The organism is Glutamicibacter sp. HZAU, from assembly GCF_004100365.1.
Classification (GTDB): Bacteria; Actinomycetota; Actinomycetes; order Actinomycetales; family Micrococcaceae; genus Glutamicibacter; species Glutamicibacter nicotianae.
The window spans coordinates 161,974-179,511 of sequence record NZ_SCKZ01000002.1 but is presented as its reverse complement, the minus strand read 5'-3'; the positions used below and the strand labels follow the sequence as shown (position 1 = coordinate 179,511).

The window sequence follows — 17,538 nt, the reverse complement described above, 5'->3', positions numbered from 1 at the left end:
ATGGCTTCCCTCCTCTACCGCCTCGCGCGATGGGCACACCTGCACCGCTACCGCGTCATTTCGATGTGGCTGGCAGCCTTCATCTTCATTGGGCTGTGCGCCAGCTTGTTCATGGGCCAGCTGTCCAATACCTTTACCCTTCCGGGAACCGAAACCCAGCGCACCCTGGACCGGATGAAGGAAGAACTTCCGGATCTCGCCGGCGGTTCCGGCTCCATCGTGTTCCGCGAAAGCTCGGACCGGCCGCTGAATGAAACCCAGAAGCAGGCCATCGCCGAGTCCTTGGACCAGTTGGGCATGCATTCCCAGGTCATCGAGGCCATGAGCCCCTTCGAATTGCAGGAACAGCTCGAAAAGGCGCAGCCTGAGCTGGACAAGGCGCAGCAGGAACTGGTTGACGGCCAGAAAAAGCTGGACGATGCCAAGGAGCAAATTGCCGATGGCAAGGTGCAGCTCAAGGATGGCCGTGAGGAGCTCACCGAAGGCTGGGCCCAGTACTTCGACGGGCAGAAGGAAATCCAGGATGCTGAACCGCAGATCGCCGCAGCCGAAAAGCAGCTGGCCGATAGCCGCGCACAGCTGGATGCCGGGCAGCGTGAGCTGAACTCCGGCCGCGAGCAGCTGGAGGCTGGCGAAGCGAAGTACGAGGCCGGATTGGCCCAATACAAGGACGGCAAGGCCGAATACGACGCGGGCCGGGAACAGTTCGAGGCTGGCGAGAAGAAGCTCGAAGCCGCCGATGCCAAACTGGCCGCGGGCGAAAAGGAATACCAGGCTGGCATGGACCAGCTGCTCGGCGACTCCTCCCGCAAGGAATTCGAGGCAAACCTGTCCGACGGCAAGAAGGAAGCCACTGCGGGCCTGAAGGCTGCCGAGGACGGACTGGCCAAGGCACAGGCAGGCCTGGCCGAAGCTGAAGCGGCGATCAAGAATCTGCCTGCCCAGATAGAGAACACCCAGCAGCTATTGGCTGAGGCCGAGGCTGCTGGAAACCAAACTGAAATTGATACATACACAGAACAACTAGCGAAACTAGAACGCACTTTGGCTGCTGCGAAAGCAGCGAAGCCCAAGGCCGAAGATGCCATTCGTCAAGCGACCGCCGTCAAGAAGCAGGCCACCGCCGCGCTTGACCAGATTGCCAAGGCCCAGGCCGGGCTGAAGCAGCTTGATGCCGCGCGCAAGGAACTCGACGCCGGCCAGGCCCAGGCCAAAGCCGGCCACAAGGAACTGGAAGCCAACCGCGGCCAGCTTGATGCCGCCAAAACCCAGCTGGATGCAGCCAAAGCGCAGCTGGATGCAGCCAAGAAGGAAATCGCCACCAACAAGGCGAAGCTGAACCAGGGCCAGGCCGAGCTCGATGCCGGCAAGGCCAAACTGGAAGCCGGGCAGCGTGAATTCGATGCCAAGAAGGCCCAATTCCTTGAAGGCAAGGCCGAACTGGCAGCAGCCAAGAAGCAGCTTGAAGACGGCGAAAAGACCATCAAGGAAAAGACCGCCGAGCTCGAGCAGGGCGAAAAGGATGTCGAGCAGGGCCTGAAGGACCTGGAGTCCGGCCGTGCTGAGCTGGAATTCGCTTCCCGACAGGTGGGTGCGAGCTCCGGCATGCGTTTCGTTTCCGAGGACGGAAGCACCGCAGTTTCGCAGGTAAGCTTCAAGGTCCAGACCGATGCCCTGACTCCGGATGACCGCGAGCAGATCAAGGCCATCGCTGCAGGGCCGCAGGCCAATGGGGTTCAGGTGCTGTTCTCCAAGGAGATCATGCAGGACATGTCCCAGGTCTTCGGCGCTTCGGAAATCGTTGGCGTGGTGATCGCCGCCATCGTCCTGTTGGCCATGCTCGGCACCTTGGTTGCCGCCGGCTTGCCGCTGCTGCTGGCGATCCTCGGCGTGGGCGCCGGCGTGGGCACCACCATGGCGTTCTCCTCGCTGATCGACATGGCCTCGATTACCCCTGCCCTGGCGCTCATGCTGGGCCTGGCGGTGGGCATCGACTACGCGCTGTTCATCATCCACCGCCACCGCTCGCAGCTGCTGTCCGGCATGGAGGTCGGAGAATCGATTGCACGCGCAGTGGGAACCAGCGGCAACGCGGTGGTCTTCGCCGGCCTGACCGTGATCATTGCGCTGGCAGCCCTGGCTGTCCCGGGACTGCCGTTCCTGACCGTCCTGGGCCTGTCGGCCGCGTTCACCGTCCTGTGCTCGGTGTTGCTGAACATCACCCTGCTTCCGGCGCTGCTGTCCCTGGCTGGCAACAAGCTGGTATCCAAGCGGGCCCGCAAGAAGGCCGCCGCAGATGCCGAGAATCCGAAAGTCAAGGAATCGATCTCAACCCGCTGGGTGCGCATGGTCACGAAGATCGCTGTCCCAGTGACCTTGCTGGTGGTAGTCGTTCTGGGTGCCATCGCGCTGCCGGCCACGCAGATGCGCACCGCATTGCCCGATGGCAGTGCTGAACCGGCTGATTCGCAGGCCTTCCAGGCCTACGAGCAGACCAGCGACAAGTTCGGCTCGGGCTACAACGGCCCGCTGCTGGTGCTGGCTGACCTGCCTGCGGGGCTAAGCGAACGCGAAGCGGAGGAGAAGAGCCTTGACGTGGCCGACCTGCTGCGCGAATACGACGGTGTCGTGGCCGCCATCCCGGTCACCATGACCGATGACCGCAGCCTGGCCGCCATCCAGGTGATCCCTACCGATGGCCCGTCCTCAGAAGCCACCGAGGCGCTGGTGCACGAGCTGCGCGCAGACTACTCGAAGTTCTCCGAAGCCACCGGCACCGATATTGCCTTGACCGGACAGGTTGCCGCGCAGATTGACGTCTCCGAGAAGGTCACCGCCGCGCTGGTCCCATACCTGAGCATCGTGGTGGGCCTGTCGCTGATCCTGCTGCTGCTGGTCTTCCGCTCGGTGGTGGTTCCGCTGCTGGCTACTGGCGGCTTCCTGCTTTCGCTCGCGGCCGCCTTCGGCGCCAGCGTCATGGTCTACCAGTTCGGCTGGTTCTCCGCGCTGTTCGATGTCAACGTTCCAGGTCCGCTGCTGTCCTTCCTGCCGATCCTGCTCACCGGCATCCTGTTCGGCCTGGCCATGGACTACCAGGTCTTCCTGGTCTCGGCGATGCGCGAACGCTACGCCCACGGCGAGCCTGCCAAGGAGGCGGTCCGTTCCGGCTTCTCGATGGCCGCACCGGTGGTCACCGCGGCCGCGCTGATCATGATTTCGGTCTTCGCCGGCTTCGTGTTCTCGCACCTGGCAATGATCCGGCCGCTCGGTTTCGCGCTGGCCTTCGGTGTGCTCTTCGATGCATTCATCATCCGCATGACCCTGATTCCTGCAGTCATGCACCTGCTGGGCGACAAGGCCTGGTACCTGCCCAAGTGGCTGGACAAGATCTTGCCCGACGTTGATGTGGAAGGATCGAAGCTCAACGAAATGCTGGAATCCGAGGAGAACTCCTCCCATGACGGTTCCAGCCAGGACCAGACCAAGGAGAATGCGGCAGTATGAGCGAACAGCTGAAACCCGAAACCCGGCTGCTCTTGGCGTCGGCTTCCTGGGGGCGCAAGAAGGTCCTGTCCGATGCCGGCATCGCTTTCACCACCCAGGTATCCGAGGTGGATGAAGATGCGGTGCTTGCCGCCGCGGTGGACCGCGATGGCGATCAGTCGCCAGCGCAGACCGCTTTGCTGCTGGCCCGTGCCAAGGCTGAGAATGTGGCGCAGGCCAGGCAGCCGGATGGCACCGTGGTGCTGGGTTGCGATTCGGTCTTCGAGCTTGATGGCGTGGCCTACGGAAAGCCGCACACCGCGCAGGTGGCCCGCGAACGGTGGCAGCAGCTGAGCGGTGCCACCGGCATCCTGCACTCGGGCCATTGGCTGATCGATACCGCCAATCCAGCCCTGGCCCGCGGCCAGGTCTCGTCGACCGTGGTGCATTTCTCCACCGTGAGCGATGCCGAGATCGAGGCCTACGTAGCCAGCGGGGAACCACTGCCCTGTGCCGGAGCCTTCACCATTGATGGGCTGGCTGCGGCCTTCATCGAGTCCATCGAAGGCAACTTCCAGAACGTTGTCGGTTTGGATGTCTTCGTGCTGCGCGGCCTGCTGGCGCAGGCCGGGATCAGCCTCGTGGATCTCTGGAAATAGCCCGGCTCTCGCCGGATGATGGTGCCTTCCGCTGCATGGCGGAAGGCACCTTCTTCATGCCTGGAATTCCTTGCTCAGCAGCATCTGGTCCTCCCCGGCCCCTCGGATGCTGGCCGCCGCAGGCCTCGCCGGGCAGGTTCAGCGAAGCCATAGAGCGAGATTGCCTTGTAGGATTCCTCTAAAAATTTCACCCTAACACCCTCGTTTTAGGCGATAACTACATATAGTTCCCACAAAAACGATAGGCTCATAGCTGAGAAACCCTATTTTTAAAAGACAAGGTTCATGATGAATCCATTGACGAAGGTGCTTATCGCCAACCGTGGCGAGATTGCAGTGCGTATTATCCGTGCCGCCCGCGATGAAGGAATCGAGTCTGTTGCGGTCTATGCCGACTCCGATCGCGATGCGCTGCATGTGCGTCTGGCTGACGAAGCCTACGCACTGGGTGGCACCACCGCCGCTGAATCGTACCTTCGCATTGAGAAGATCCTGGACGCCGCCGAACGCTCCGGTGCCGACGCGATCCACCCTGGCTACGGCTTCCTCTCGGAGAACGCCGAGTTCGCCCAGGCCGTGGTCGACGCCGGCCTGACTTGGATTGGCCCTTCGCCAGAATCCATCGACAAGCTCGGAGACAAAGTCAAGGCCCGCCACATCGCTGAAAAGGTAGGCGCTCCGCTGGTGCCAGGCACCAAAGATCCGGTGGCCTCGGCCGACGAGGTGTACGCCTTCGCCGACGAGCACGGACTTCCATTGGCCATCAAGGCCGCGTACGGCGGTGGCGGACGCGGCATCAAGGTGGTCCGCAACCGGGAAGAAATCGGCGAAATGTACGATTCGGCAGTCCGTGAAGCTGTCGCGGCTTTCGGCCGCGGCGAATGCTTCATCGAGCGCTTCCTGGACGCACCGCGCCACGTGGAAACCCAGTGCCTGGCCGATGTCCACGGCAATGTGGTTGTCGTTTCCACCCGCGACTGCTCGCTGCAGCGCCGCAACCAGAAGCTCGTCGAGGAAGCACCGGCCCCGTTCCTGAGCGACGAGCAGACCGCCCGGCTGTACGAAGCGTCCAAAGCGATCTTGCGCGAGGCAAAGTACAACGGCGCAGGCACCTGCGAATTCCTGGTGGGCCAGGACGGTGTCATTTCCTTCCTCGAGGTCAACACCCGTCTGCAGGTGGAGCACCCGGTCTCCGAGGAAGTCACCGGCTTGGATCTGGTTCGCGAGCAGTTCCGCATCGCCCGCGGCGAAGAGCTGGGCTACACCGACCCCGAGGTGCGCGGCCACTCCTTCGAGTTCCGCATCAATGGCGAGGATGCCGGTCGCAATTTCATGCCGACCCCCGGCACCATCAGCAAGATGAACCTGCCCACAGGCCCCGGCGTCCGCGTGGATTCGGGCATCGAGCAGGGCGAGACCGTTTCGGGGAACTTCGACTCGATGATCGCCAAGCTGATCGTCACCGGTCCGACCCGCGCGATCGCCGCAGCCCGTTCGCGCCGCGCCCTGGAGGAATTCCAGATCGAGGGCATGGCCACCGTGCTGCCATTCCACCGCGCGGTGATGAGCGATCCGGCGTTCGTCCCGGAAGAGGGATCCTTCAAGGTCCACACCCGCTGGATCGAGACCGAATTCGATACCGTCATCGAGCCTCACCCGATGCCAACGGGAGGCGAGGCGGCAACCGAGGAAGAGCGCACCAGCGTGACCGTCGAGGTCGGCGGCAAGCGCCTGGAAGTCACCCTTCCCTCGTCGCTGGGCACCGTATCCTCCAACGGCGCCGAAAAGGCCGCGGGCAAGAAGAAGCGCAAGCCGGGCCGCAAGGCAGCCGGAGCCGCTGGTGGCAACAGCGCCGAACTGCGTTCGCCAATGCAGGGCACCATCGTGAAGGTTGCCGTCGAGAATGGCGACACCGTTTCCCAAGGTGATCTGATTGTCGTGCTTGAAGCGATGAAGATGGAGCAGCCGATTACTGCTCACCGTGATGGCGTGGTCAGCGGCTTGGAAGTTGCTCCGGGCGAGACCCTGTCGTCGGGCGCCGTCATCGCGTCGATCGACGACGCCAAGTAGAACCCGCCAAGCGCACCGGAGGGCCTGGACAGAATTGTCCAGGCCCTCCGGTGTTCTTCTTTCAGCCCATGGCTTCTACTTTGGAACTTGTCCATGTTCGGCCCAATGCACCATCGATGCCCTGAGGTGATCTGGCATGAGCAGGAACTTCGGTTCGAGTTCTTCCCAGTCCGGCATTTTCGCCTGGCGGCTAGCTGCTTCGTGGGTCGCATCGATATCTTGTCGCGTATCGAGCCCGTTGCCGTTCTCGCCCACCAAGCTCAAGTGATAGATCCACACCGAACCATCGGCCTCCACGTGCCTGAATGTCGCTTCCAGCACTGCCCGCTGCGCAGATAAGGATGCCTCGCATTCTTCGTAGCGGTTGTTCAGCGTTTCCATCCATGCGCCGAAGTTCTCATCTTGCCCATCCTTGATTCTCGAACGGCTCAGCTCCAGCCGCATGCCTTGCGGCACTGAAGATGGCATCGTGAAGCCGGGAAAGTCCCGAGGCGTGGGGATATAAGGAACATATGGTTCTTTTTCGTCCATGACGTGATACTTCCAGGATCCGCCACTTTTGTCACGGTTATTTGGCGACTGGAAACTCAGGCTGATCCGGGCTGCTGTCGAGCCAGCCAGGCATCGAAGGTTTCGTGTCCTAGCCTCGCGGAATTGCCGGGCAGCAGTCCCCCATCGCGCATTGCCTTGCCCATGGGACCGGGAACGGGCACTTCAACAATCTTTGGCGACTTGCCGTGGGCTTGCAGGTATTTGGCAATTAAATCGGGAGCGTATTCCTCTTGCGGCCCCGCAAGGTCTTGCACCACGCCCTGTGCCGGTCCCCCAGCAAGGGCGACGAGTGCGGCCGCCACCTCGCTGCCCGCGATGGGTTGCATCCGCATCTTCGGGGCCATCTGCACCGGCCCTGCACCCAGACGGCCGATATTCTGGCCAATGAATTCGTAGAACTGTGTAGTGCGCAACAGGGTGTAGCCGCCGGGAAGCATTTGCAGCATCCGCTCTTGCGCCGCTTTACCGGCGTAGTAGCCAGAATCCACCGTGACGGCACCAATGATCGACAGCGCCACGTGGTTCTGCACCCCGGACTCGCGTCCTGCAATGACGAGGTTGGCCGTCGATTGGGTGAAATACCGCATGGAGGCAGCAGAACTCACCGTGGAGGCGCCGGAAACATCGATGACCGACTCGCAATCGACCAGCCTTTGCTCGACCGCGCTGCGGCTCGTCAGGTCGCATCCTTTGGACCGGGCTAGCACAACTGGTTCGTGGCCTGCATTCTTGAGCTGTTCCACCACCAGCGAGCCGATGGCACCGGTGCCTCCCGCAACTGCGATACGCATGAGCGCTCCCCTTCGGTATTGAACATGTCGTGTCCCATGCTTCCATGCCTTGTATGAAGTTGTATGGGGCGGAGCTCTCTTTCACCTCGCATTCACCTATGGCCGTCGGGAATGGCAAACGGCCCGGCGAATCATCGTTGCCAGATGATTCTCCGAGCCGTTCACTCAGCAATGCCGTCGAATTACTCGACCCACTCTTCCATATCCATGTCCGAGGTATCGCGAGTCATGAACAGCGCAACCAAGGTCAGGACCGCGCCAAGCGCCAGGTACAGGCCAACACCCATGGTGTTGCCGGCACCGGCCTTCCACAGGGCCACAGCCACGAAGGAAGCAGGAGCCGCACCAATTACCGAAGACATGTTGTAGGCAACAGCCGAACCGGTGTAGCGCACGTTCGAGGGGAACAGCTCCGGCAGGTAGGCGGCCATCGGGCCGAAGGTCAGACCCATCAGGGTGAACCCGATGATCAGACCGGCCATGGCAGCGCCTTGGCCTGGACCGAAGAACAAGGTCCAAGCCAGCCCGAAGACCAGGATGCCCGAGGTGACCCAGATCAGGAACTTGCGGCGGCCGAACTTCTCAGCCAATGGACCAGAAACCACGGTGAAGATGCCGAAGAAGACAACGCCGATAATCAGCATGGTCAAGAAGGTTGGGCGTTCAATGCCCAAGCCTGGAACGAAGCCGGCTGCGTCAAAGGTCTTGCCCTTGGCCTCAGCGGCAGCCGTCGCCTGCTCGACGCTAGCTGGCTGCGTGCCGTAGGTCAGGGTGAAGGAAGTCATCAGGTAGAACAGCACGTAGGTTGCCAGCATGATGAAGGTACCGGCCAAAGTTGGGCGCCAGTGCTTCTTCATGGTCACCGCGAATGGCGACTTCACGACCTTCTGCTGATCCAGAACCTTCTGGAAGGAGGAGGATTCGACCAGCTTCAGTCGTACCCACAGGCCGATGATCACCATGACAGCCGAGAAGAAGAACGGAACGCGCCATCCCCAAGCCATGAACTGTTCTGCGGTGCAGAAGGTCTGCAGGGCCACGAACATCAGGTTCGCAATGATGAAGCCGATTGGAGCGCCCAACTGAGGGAACGTGCCGTAGATGGCGCGCTTGTTCTTCGGAGCATTCTCGGTGGCCAGCAGCGCCGCGCCGGACCATTCGCCGCCGAGCGCCAGGCCCTGGGCGAAGCGCAGCAGCACCAGTGCGGTCGGAGCCAATACGGTCCAGTGGCCGGCAGCCGGCGGCAGGAAGCCGATCAGGAAGGTAGCGATACCCATCAGCAGCAGCGAGGCTACCAAGGTGCCCTTGCGGCCGAGCTTGTCGCCGTAGTGGCCGAAGATGATCGAACCCAATGGACGAGCCACGAATGCCACACCGAAGATCGCGAACGAGGAAAGGATCGCGTTGATGGTGGAGGCGTTGGGGAAGAAAAGGGCTGGGAAAACGAGAACCGACGCGGTGGCGTAGGCATAGAAGTCGAAGAATTCGACGGTGGTGCCAATCATGCTGGCGAACAGCACGCGACCGCGGGTGTTTTCCTTCGGCGCCACTGCTTGGTTAGCCTGCGACATGTGAGGCTGCTCCTTAGAGTGAAAGTACGAGTGAGATGTTCAATTTTGCTGTCATAATCGTAAACCTCAGTGACCAGTATTCGGATATTGATGTCCATTATTTGGACACATGCTTAATGGAATCTGAACCACGATCGGCAAATCGCAGGCCTACTAGCGCGAATATGCACTTCCACATATTGAGACGTGACCTGAGAAAACAGTTTTTACACTTATATCAGAGTCGTTCGCCAAAGTGAATGGAGTCACAACATCTTGTATTACGGATGTTGGGAAAACATGTCGCGTTTCAGGACTTCGCTGGCGTTCTCCGACAGGTTCAGCATCGTTAAATGCCAGAGGCGGCATCCGCCCCAATATGAGGACGGATGCCGCCTGGAAAAGTTCGTCAGGACCTACCGATGGCGGTGCAGGCGGCGAGCCGCTTCAGCCAGCGAACCCGACAGCGACGGGTACACGGTGAAAGTTTCAGCCACGTCGTCAACGTGCAGGCTGTTCTGGACTGCCAGTGCCAGTGAGTAGATCAGCTCGCTCGCGCGCGGTGCAACCACGACACCGCCGATGACGGTGCCCGAGCCCTTGCGGGAAACGATTTTCACGAAGCCCTGGTCCACGTTCATCATCTTGGCGCGGGCGTTGGTGTTCAGGTCAACCTTGATGATGTTGGCCTGGTACTTGCCCTCAGCCACCGCACGCTGGGTAACACCCACGGTAGCGATTTCCGGGGAGGTGAAGACGTTGGACGCCACGAGATCCAGATTCAACGGCTTGACCGAGTCGCCAAGCAGGTGCGCCACGGCGATGCGTCCCTGCATGGCTGCCACCGAAGCCAAGGCGAATACGCCAGTGCAGTCGCCGGTTGCATAGATGTTGGTTGCGGTAGTGCGCGAAACGCCATCCACCTTGATGTGACCCGAGTCGGTCAGCTGCACGCCGGCTTCTTCCAGACCCAGGTTGGCGGTATTAGGGATGCCGCCCACGGCAACCAGGCAGTGGCTGCCTTCGAGCACGCGTCCGTCAGCCAAGGTAACCAGCACCTTGTCTCCCTGGCGCTCCACGCCTTCGGCGCGGGCCTGGGAAACAACATTGACGCCGTTTTCCTTGAAGGCGTCTTCCAGCACGCCCGCTGCGTCCGCATCCTCGCCGGGCAGCACGCGGTCGCGCGAGGAAACCAGCGTGACCTTGGCACCGAGCAAGTTGTAGGCCGAAGCGAACTCGGCACCGGTCACGCCAGAACCGACAACGATCAGGTGCTCAGGCACCTCGTTCATGTTGTAGATCTGGGTCCAGTTGAAGATCCGCTCGCCGTCGGGCTTGGCTGTAGGCAGTTCGCGCGGGTGGGCGCCCACTGCTATCAGCATGGCGTCCGCTTCGATTTCCTGCTCGGAACCATCTGGGTGTGATACTGCAACCGTGTGGTCGTCGAGCAGGCGGCCTTCGCCGATCACGATGCGCACGCCGGCGCGTTCAAGGGTGGTGCGGATATCCGAGGACTGCTCCTTGGCAAGGTCCAGCAGTCGGTGGTTCACCACCGAGAAGTCGGTGACGGCCGAGTCGAGTCCGTCAACGTGAACTCCAAAGGTTTCCGCGTGCTTCACGCGGCGCACCGCATCCGCCGTGGCAATCAGGGTCTTGGAAGGCACGACGTCGGTCAGCACCGCCGAACCGCCCATGCCTGCACGTTCCACGACGGTGACATTGGCGCCCAACTGGGCTGCGCCCATGGCGGCTTCGTAGCCGCCTGGTCCTCCGCCGAGAATAACTAAACGGGTTGCTTCATTCCTACGATCTGCGCTCACAATCACCATTGTTCACCATGCCGGGTGATTGCGCACATCGAAGCACAATCCGGGAACGTGATTTTGATTCTGAAGCACTAGTTTCACCTGACAAAGCGCCCCGCTACCGGTAGCGTATTTCACGTGACTGATATGCAAAATGACCCACAGGTCCTGGCAGCGCAGGCTGCCCAGGCAATCGCCGAACAGACCGGCGTCGCAAAACACGACATCGCGCTGGTCCTGGGCTCCGGTTGGGGCCAGGCCGCCGAACTCATCGGCGAAACCACCCACACCCTGGATGCCACCGAAATTCCAGGCTTCCATGCCCCGGCCGTACCGGGCCACAAGGGCAGCATCTCCTCGATCCTGGCCTCCACCGGCAAACGGGTCCTGGTCCTGGGTGCCCGCACCCACTACTACGAAGGACGCGGCCTCCGCGCGGTAGTCCACCCGATCCGCACCGCGGCGGCTGCCGGCTGCGAGCAGCTGGTGCTCACCAACGGCTGCGGCGGCCTGAATCCAGACTGGAATCCAGGCACCCCGGTGATGATCTCGGATCACATCAACCTGACTGCCACCTCACCGCTGGAGGGCGCGACCTTCGTCGACCTGACCGACCTGTACTCCTCGCGCCTGCGCGAGCTTGCGCTCTCCGTTGATCCGACACTGGATCAGGGCGTGTATGCGCAGTTCACCGGCCCGCACTACGAAACCCCTGCCGAAGTGCAGTACGCAAAGACCATCGGCGCGGATCTGGTCGGCATGTCCACCGCACTGGAGGCCATCGCGGCCCGCCACGCAGGCATGGAGATCTTCGGCATGTCCCTGGTGACCAACCTGGCAGCCGGCATCAGCCCGGTTCCGCTGAGCCACGAGGAAGTCATCGAAGCCGGCCAGGCAGCCGGTCCGCGCATCTCCAAGTTGCTGGCGCAGATCATCGCGAAGCTCTAGGCCTCGCATTCTCAGCGCTAAGCAAGCAGCCAGTGTCCTTTGAAGGGAAATCAGTGAACCACACGCAGAAAATCCAGTTGCTTGACGCGGCGGGCCAATGGGCGGCCCAGGATCCCGATCCGCAAACGCAGGAAGAACTGCAACTGCTGATCCAGCGCGTCAATGATGGCGACGCACTGGCCTTCGAGGACATTGCCGACCGCTTCAGCGGCGTGCTGGAATTCGGCACCGCCGGGCTGCGCGCAGAATTGGGCGCCGGCCCGATGCGCATGAACCGCGTGGTAGTCATGCGCACCGCGGCGGGCATCGCCCGCTTCCTGGCCGAGAAGGCCAATGGCCAGTACACGCCCAAGGTGGTCATCGGATTCGATGCCCGGTTCAACTCGGATGTCTTCGCCAGGGATTCGGCCGGCGTCTTCGCCGCGGCCGGGTTCGAGGTGCTGCTGATGCCTTCGGCACTGCCTACCCCGGTGCTGGCTTGGGCCGTGCGCGAATTCAGTGCCGAGGCCGGCGTCATGGTGACGGCCAGCCACAACCCTCCGCGGGACAACGGCTACAAGGTCTACGTCGGCGGGAAGATCACCGATGAATCGGGCCGCGGAGCCCAAATCGTCTCCCCGATCGATGCGCAGATCGCTTCGCTGATCGACCACGGCCAGCCGGTGGCGCAGATCCCGCGCGCCGAAAACGGCTGGGAAGTGCTCCCCGCAGCCGGCGCAGAAGGCGACATCGAAGCAGCCTACCTGGCTTCCATCCGCCCGATTATCGACGCTGGCCAGCCGCAGGACTCGGTACGCAAGAACCTGCGGATCGTGGTTTCGGCCATGCATGGCGTGGGCGGCCACACCATGCGCCAAGCCCTGCTGAACGCCGGGTTCGGCGACGTGCACATGGTCGCCGCGCAGGAGCACCCGGATCCGCTCTTCCCTACCGTGAAGTTCCCCAACCCCGAAGAGCCCGGGGCCATCGACCTGTCGCTCGAGCTGGCCCGCACGGTGGGCGCAGATCTGGTGATTGCCAATGACCCGGATGCCGACCGCTGCGCGGCGGCGATCCTCGATAACGGCAGCTGGCGGATGCTGCGTGGCGATGAGGTGGGCTGGCTGCTCGGTGACCAGGTTTCCAAGACCTTGCCGGAGGGCAAGAAACTGGCCAATTCCATCGTGTCCTCGCGCATGCTGGCAGCCATCGCCAAGGATGCCGGACGCGAGCACGAGGAAACCTTGACCGGTTTCAAGTGGATTTCCCGTGTTGAGAACCTCGGCTTCGGCTACGAAGAAGCCCTTGGCTACTGCGTGGCCCCGGAGCTGGTGCGCGACAAGGACGGAATTTCAGCTGGCATCGTCCTGGCTGATCTCGCAGCGCAATTGAAAGCAGCCGGAAGCACCATTGCCGGCCGCCTCGATGAGCTGGCGGCCAAGCACGGCGTGCACGTCACCGACCAGCTCTCCCTGCGCTTCACCGATCTGGCGCAGATCCCCGCGCTCATGGACAAGATCCGCAATGACGCTCCGGCAACCCTGGGCGGCTCCGAGGTTTCCGAGGTCACCGACCTGTCCCAGGGCACCGAGAAGCTGCCGGCAACCAACGCCATGGTTTTGCATACGTTCTGCGGTTCCCGCGTGATCGTCCGCCCCTCGGGAACGGAACCGAAACTCAAGTGCTACTTGGAAACCATTGAACCGGTCGATGATCCGGCCGAAGTCCCCGAAGCCCGCCAACGCGCAACAGCGAAGGTCCTGGCCATCAAGGAAGAATTGGCAGCTTACCTGAATGCCAACTAGGCTTACCCCTTCGAGACCTTCATTTGAAATGATTGAATTCTTTATTGTTAGAGGAAAAGATGACTGAACTAAGCGCCCGCGAGATCGCCAGCTACATCGACCACACCCTGCTGGCCCAGAATGCTTCCCGCGAACAGGTTGTGCAGATCTGCGACGAAGCCAAGCAGTACGGCTTCAAGTCGGTTTGCGTCAACCCTTTGTGGGTTTCCACCGTTTCGCGTGAGCTGGAAGGCTCTGAAGTGCTGACCTGCTCGGTCATCGGTTTCCCGCTGGGTGCTTCGGCCACCGATACCAAGGTCTTCGAAACCAAGCACGCTGTTGCCGACGGCGCCAACGAAATCGACATGGTCATCGACGTCGCTGCCGCCCTGCGTGGCGATCGCGATGCCCTGGTGAACGAGATCTTCGCCATTGCGCAGGCTGCGCATGAAGGCGGGGCCATCTTGAAGGTCATCATCGAAACCTGCCTGCTCACCGAGGAAGCCAAGGTCCTGGCCTGCGAGGCTGCCAAGGCCGCCGGCGCCGATTTCGTCAAGACATCCACCGGTTTCTCCACCGGTGGCGCAACCGTTGAAGATGTGGCGCTGATGCGCAAGACCGTCGGCCCGGACATGGGCGTCAAGGCCTCGGGCGGCGTGCGCAGCGTTGAAACCGCGCGGGCAATGATTGCAGCCGGCGCAACCCGGCTAGGTTCTAGCTCAGGAGTTGCTATCCTAGAAGGAGAGCAAAGCGGTTCCAGCTACTAGGAATTCGCCCCCATCTGTTTCCCAAGGAGAAAAAGTGTACTCGAACGGCAAGAACACTGCCCATTCCGGTGAAGGCCGCCTTGTCGGCAACCTCGTCAGCTTCGTGATCTTCTTCGTATTGTTCGCGGCTGGCATCTACACCTTGGGCTACTGGACCCTTGAGGTTGCCTGGTGGCCAACCCTGGTCAGCTTCGCTCTGATGTTCTTGGCTTTCGCCATCCCGATGCACCTCATGGGCCGCGCCGACAAGGCCGAGGAATTGGTTGCAGCAGCATCGGAATTCCAGAAGTAAAACACTTCATCACAGCGGGGAGGCCTACGGGCCTCCCCGCTGTTACTTAACCGGCCTTCGGCCCCGGCCCTGGGACCAGATTCCAGCACGGCCGACGTCCCCTGCCTGTAGTGTGGGGGTGCATGAATCCATTAATACCCAACGCGTATGAAGTAGTTGTCTTCTACGTCCTCCCCCTGGTCATCACCGTGGTTCTGGCCATCGTGGTCTATAAGCTGATCAGGAGATCCACGAAGGAAACGGAACTCCACCGGAATAGTGATGATCAGCATCCCGATCATGACTCCTAGGCGGTTCTGAAGAGCTGTTTGAAGTTACCGTCACGACTCCCCTGTTGGACTTCACCGCCAGACGAATCCCGGCTCCGGACCGGCCATCATTGCTATGGTGAGACTATTCGATACACAGGCGCTGACCGGTCGATAGGGAGACATCGTGATACTGGGACAACTGATTCGACGCTATCCGCTGTTGGCCGCGGCGGTCATCGCCCTGCTCGCCACGGGAGCCGCCGCCTTGGCCGGCATGGACGCCGCCAGCCGGTGGATCGCATGGATTGCCATCGCTGGCGCCGTGCTATGGATCGGCGCCGGGATGGTCAAGGACCTGCTGCGCGGCCACTACGGACTGGATATCCTGGCGCTGGTGGCGATTATCGCCTGTCTGCTGGTCGGCGAGTACCTGGCGTCCCTGATCATCGTGCTGATGCTTTCCGGCGGCGAAGCCCTGGAGGACTTCGCCCAGCGCCGGGCCACCAGCGAGCTCTCCGCGCTGCTGAACCGCTCCCCACTGCAGGCCCACCTCGCCGCGGATGAGTCCGGTCAGGATGTCGCCGACGTCCCGGTGGAACAGGTGGAGGTCGGCGACCTTTTGCTGGTGCGTCCCGGCGAGCTGGTTCCCGTCGACGGCCTGATGCGTTCCGAGGCTGGAAGCTTCGATGAATCCTCGCTGACCGGCGAACCGCTTCCGGTGATCCATGCCAGGGGGTCCGAGGTGATGTCGGGGTCGGTCAACGGATCGCAGGCCGTCTACCTGCAGGCGCTGCGACGCAGCAGCGACAGCCAGTACCAGCAGATCATCGCGCTGGTACGGCAGGCACAGGACTCCAAGGCACCGGTGGTGCGGCTGGCCGACAAGTTCGCGATTCCCTTCACCCTGCTGTCCCTGCTGATTGCGGGCATCGCCTGGGCGGTGTCCGGAGACCCGGTGCGCTTCGCCCAGGTCCTGGTGCTCGCCACCCCCTGTCCCCTGCTGATTGCCGTGCCGGTCGCCTTCCTGGGCGGCATGTCCCGCGCGTCCAAGGAAGGTGTGGTGGTCAAGGGCGGGGCCGTACTTGAGCAGCTCGCCAAGGTCCGCAGCGCCGCCTTCGACAAAACCGGCACCCTGACCGCAGGCCGGCCCGCGCTGGTCGGCATCCAGACGCAGCTGGATCCGGACGAACTGCTGCAGCTGGTAGCCTCCGCTGAGCAGTTCTCCACCCATGTCATGGCCGCGGGCCTGACGGCTGCGCTTGCCGACCGGGGGCTGCCGCTGCTTCCTGCCGAAGACGCGCAGGAAGTGGCCACCAACGGCGTCAGCGCCCTGGTCGACGGGCGCCGGGTAGCCGTGGGCAAGCCGTCGTTCATCGCCGCCATGGACCCTGCCCTGGAGCGGGTCGAGCTTGAGCCAGGGCAGTCCGCGGCCTACGTCGCGGTGGACAACAGCTTCGCCGGCGTGATCCTGATGGCCGACGCACCGCGCCCTGAAGCCTCCGCGGTGCTGCGCTGGATGCGCGACCACGGCGTGGAAAACCAGGTCATGCTCACCGGCGACGTGGAACAGACCGCGCTGGGCGTCGCCGCCCAGGTGGGCATCGGCAAGGTCGAAGCGGAGCTTCGCCCGGGGCAGAAAGTCCAGCTGCTCAAGGACATGCAGCCCCGGCCGGTCCTGATGCTGGGCGACGGCACCAACGACGCCCCGGCACTGGCCGCCGCGGACATCGGCATGGCCATGGGCTCGCGCGGCTCCACCGCTGCCGGGCAGGCCGCCGACGCCGTGGTCCTGCGTGATTCGCTCGGACCGGTGGCCCAGGTGATGGCCATCAGCCGCTACACCCTGAGCGTGGCGCACAGCGCCATCTGGATCGGCATCGGGCTGAGCGTTGGGCTCATGCTGGTCGCCACCACCGGTGTGATTCCGGCGGTGACCGGAGCCCTGCTGCAGGAGGTCGTGGATCTGGTGGTCATCGTCTATGCGCTGCGCACGCTGCGCGGGCCCCGCCCCGCCGACTTCCACGGTGCGCTGCCGACCCCCTCGACCGTCGCCTTGGCGCAGCATGTGCGCAGCAGGGATTGAGATGGGCATGGACTATTGGCAACAACGGATCGATGATTTTTGGGAATCGGCCCAGGGCAAGGATGCCGCGGCATTGCGTGCGGAGCTGGGTATTCTCTTGGAGCCCGCGATTCCCGCAGGGCACGCGGCATTCGAACTGGCCAGCCTGCACGACTACCTCGGCGAGGAAGTACAGGCAATACCGCTGTACAAAACGGCGCTGGACAGCGGGACGCTGAGCAGGGCCAAGCGCAGCGAGGCGAGTATCCAGCTCGGCAGCAGCCTGAGGAATATCGGTGAACCGGCACTAGCAGCCAAGGCTCTCAACGAGGTCGACCCCGATGACCCGCTGTATGCCGATGCGCAGGCGTTCCTGGCCCTCGCGCTCTTCGACGCCGGGGAAGAGTCGGCGGCATTGAAAACCGTGCTGGCGGCACTCGCACCGACCCTGCAACAATATGCAGGACCGGTACGCCGCTACGCGCAGGATCTAGAGGACTGCCGGCCGCCCAAGAACCGCTGAGGGTTCGCCCCGGCCCCCAGAT

The 17,538-nt window shown here is 62.5% G+C and carries 13 protein-coding genes; 9 read left to right on the top strand and 4 right to left on the bottom strand.

The genetic code is table 11. The features are described 5' to 3' along the window. The 3 genes from EKH49_RS03410 (at position 1) to EKH49_RS03400 (ending at position 6,212) form a co-directional block, all read left to right on the top strand. Positions 1 to 3,504: an MMPL family transporter gene (locus EKH49_RS03410; RefSeq protein WP_128469705.1), complete on the top strand. Its 3,504-nt coding sequence runs from the start codon at positions 1 to 3 to the stop codon at positions 3,502 to 3,504. Then, on the top strand, positions 3,501 to 4,142 hold the full coding sequence (locus EKH49_RS03405; protein WP_128469704.1) for a Maf family protein: 642 nt from the start codon (positions 3,501 to 3,503) through the stop codon (positions 4,140 to 4,142). The genes EKH49_RS03410 and EKH49_RS03405 overlap by 4 nt, the downstream gene beginning before the upstream one ends. Before the next feature lie 288 nt (positions 4,143 to 4,430). After that, complete coding sequence (locus tag EKH49_RS03400) at positions 4,431 to 6,212, top strand: acetyl/propionyl/methylcrotonyl-CoA carboxylase subunit alpha (RefSeq protein WP_201739556.1); 1,782 nt, start codon at positions 4,431 to 4,433, stop codon at positions 6,210 to 6,212. Positions 6,213 to 6,287: 75 nt separating this feature from the next. On the opposite strand, the gene EKH49_RS03395 is transcribed toward EKH49_RS03400, so the two are convergent. The 4 genes from EKH49_RS03395 to EKH49_RS03380 form a co-directional block, all read right to left on the bottom strand. Beyond that, on the bottom strand, positions 6,288 to 6,743 hold the full coding sequence (locus tag EKH49_RS03395; protein ID WP_236641017.1) for a DUF6176 family protein: 456 nt from the start codon (positions 6,741 to 6,743) through the stop codon (positions 6,288 to 6,290). Positions 6,744 to 6,799: 56 nt separating this feature from the next. Then, positions 6,800 to 7,555 carry an SDR family oxidoreductase gene (locus EKH49_RS03390; protein WP_128469702.1) on the bottom strand — a complete coding sequence of 252 codons (756 nt, stop codon included), beginning with the start codon at positions 7,553 to 7,555 and terminating at the stop codon, positions 6,800 to 6,802. A gap of 182 nt (positions 7,556 to 7,737) precedes the next feature. Further along, positions 7,738 to 9,126 carry an MFS transporter gene (locus EKH49_RS03385; RefSeq protein ID WP_128469701.1) on the bottom strand — a complete coding sequence of 463 codons (1,389 nt, stop codon included), beginning with the start codon at positions 9,124 to 9,126 and terminating at the stop codon, positions 7,738 to 7,740. Positions 9,127 to 9,521: 395 nt separating this feature from the next. Continuing rightward, the gene (locus EKH49_RS03380) at positions 9,522 to 10,934 is read right to left on the bottom strand and encodes an NAD(P)H-quinone dehydrogenase (protein WP_073706651.1); all 1,413 of its coding nucleotides are present in this window, start codon (positions 10,932 to 10,934) and stop codon (positions 9,522 to 9,524) included. Between the two features lie 123 nt (positions 10,935 to 11,057). Here EKH49_RS03380 and EKH49_RS03375 point away from each other — a divergent pair, with 123 nt between their 5' ends. From EKH49_RS03375 to EKH49_RS03350, 6 genes are all read left to right on the top strand, one after another. Further along, positions 11,058 to 11,858, top strand: coding sequence for a purine-nucleoside phosphorylase (locus EKH49_RS03375; RefSeq protein WP_128469905.1), 801 nt, complete (start codon positions 11,058 to 11,060; stop codon positions 11,856 to 11,858). 53 nt (positions 11,859 to 11,911) lie between these two features. Further along, a complete protein-coding gene (locus tag EKH49_RS03370) occupies positions 11,912 to 13,642 on the top strand; it encodes a phospho-sugar mutase (RefSeq protein ID WP_128469700.1) in 1,731 nt (576 codons plus the stop codon). A gap of 59 nt (positions 13,643 to 13,701) precedes the next feature. Further along, positions 13,702 to 14,388: a deoxyribose-phosphate aldolase gene (deoC, locus tag EKH49_RS03365; protein ID WP_128469699.1), complete on the top strand. Its 687-nt coding sequence runs from the start codon at positions 13,702 to 13,704 to the stop codon at positions 14,386 to 14,388. Positions 14,389 to 14,422: 34 nt separating this feature from the next. Then, positions 14,423 to 14,680 carry a hypothetical protein gene (locus tag EKH49_RS03360; RefSeq protein WP_128469698.1) on the top strand — a complete coding sequence of 86 codons (258 nt, stop codon included), beginning with the start codon at positions 14,423 to 14,425 and terminating at the stop codon, positions 14,678 to 14,680. 435 nt (positions 14,681 to 15,115) lie between these two features. Beyond that, the gene (locus tag EKH49_RS03355; protein ID WP_201739550.1) at positions 15,116 to 17,014 is read left to right on the top strand and encodes a heavy metal translocating P-type ATPase; all 1,899 of its coding nucleotides are present in this window, start codon (positions 15,116 to 15,118) and stop codon (positions 17,012 to 17,014) included. 7 nt (positions 17,015 to 17,021) lie between these two features. Next, positions 17,022 to 17,516 (top strand): tetratricopeptide repeat protein, encoded by a 495-nt coding sequence (locus tag EKH49_RS03350; protein WP_161567438.1) that lies wholly within the window; start codon positions 17,022 to 17,024, stop codon positions 17,514 to 17,516. Positions 17,517 to 17,538 lie beyond the last annotated feature (22 nt).

Coding starts and splice junctions, on each gene's coding strand:
- EKH49_RS03395 (WP_236641017.1), bottom strand. CDS start 6,743: ATGGACGAAAAAGAACCATATGTTCCTTATATCCCCACGCCTCGGGAC.
- EKH49_RS03410 (WP_128469705.1), top strand. CDS start 1: ATGGCTTCCCTCCTCTACCGCCTCGCGCGATGGGCACACCTGCACCGC.
- EKH49_RS03375 (WP_128469905.1), top strand. CDS start 11,058: ATGCAAAATGACCCACAGGTCCTGGCAGCGCAGGCTGCCCAGGCAATC.
- EKH49_RS03400 (WP_201739556.1), top strand. CDS start 4,431: ATGAATCCATTGACGAAGGTGCTTATCGCCAACCGTGGCGAGATTGCA.
- EKH49_RS03350 (WP_161567438.1), top strand. CDS start 17,022: ATGGACTATTGGCAACAACGGATCGATGATTTTTGGGAATCGGCCCAG.
- EKH49_RS03405 (WP_128469704.1), top strand. CDS start 3,501: ATGAGCGAACAGCTGAAACCCGAAACCCGGCTGCTCTTGGCGTCGGCT.
- deoC (WP_128469699.1), top strand. CDS start 13,702: ATGACTGAACTAAGCGCCCGCGAGATCGCCAGCTACATCGACCACACC.
- EKH49_RS03385 (WP_128469701.1), bottom strand. CDS start 9,126: ATGTCGCAGGCTAACCAAGCAGTGGCGCCGAAGGAAAACACCCGCGGT.
- EKH49_RS03390 (WP_128469702.1), bottom strand. CDS start 7,555: ATGCGTATCGCAGTTGCGGGAGGCACCGGTGCCATCGGCTCGCTGGTG.
- EKH49_RS03380 (WP_073706651.1), bottom strand. CDS start 10,934: ATGGTGATTGTGAGCGCAGATCGTAGGAATGAAGCAACCCGTTTAGTT.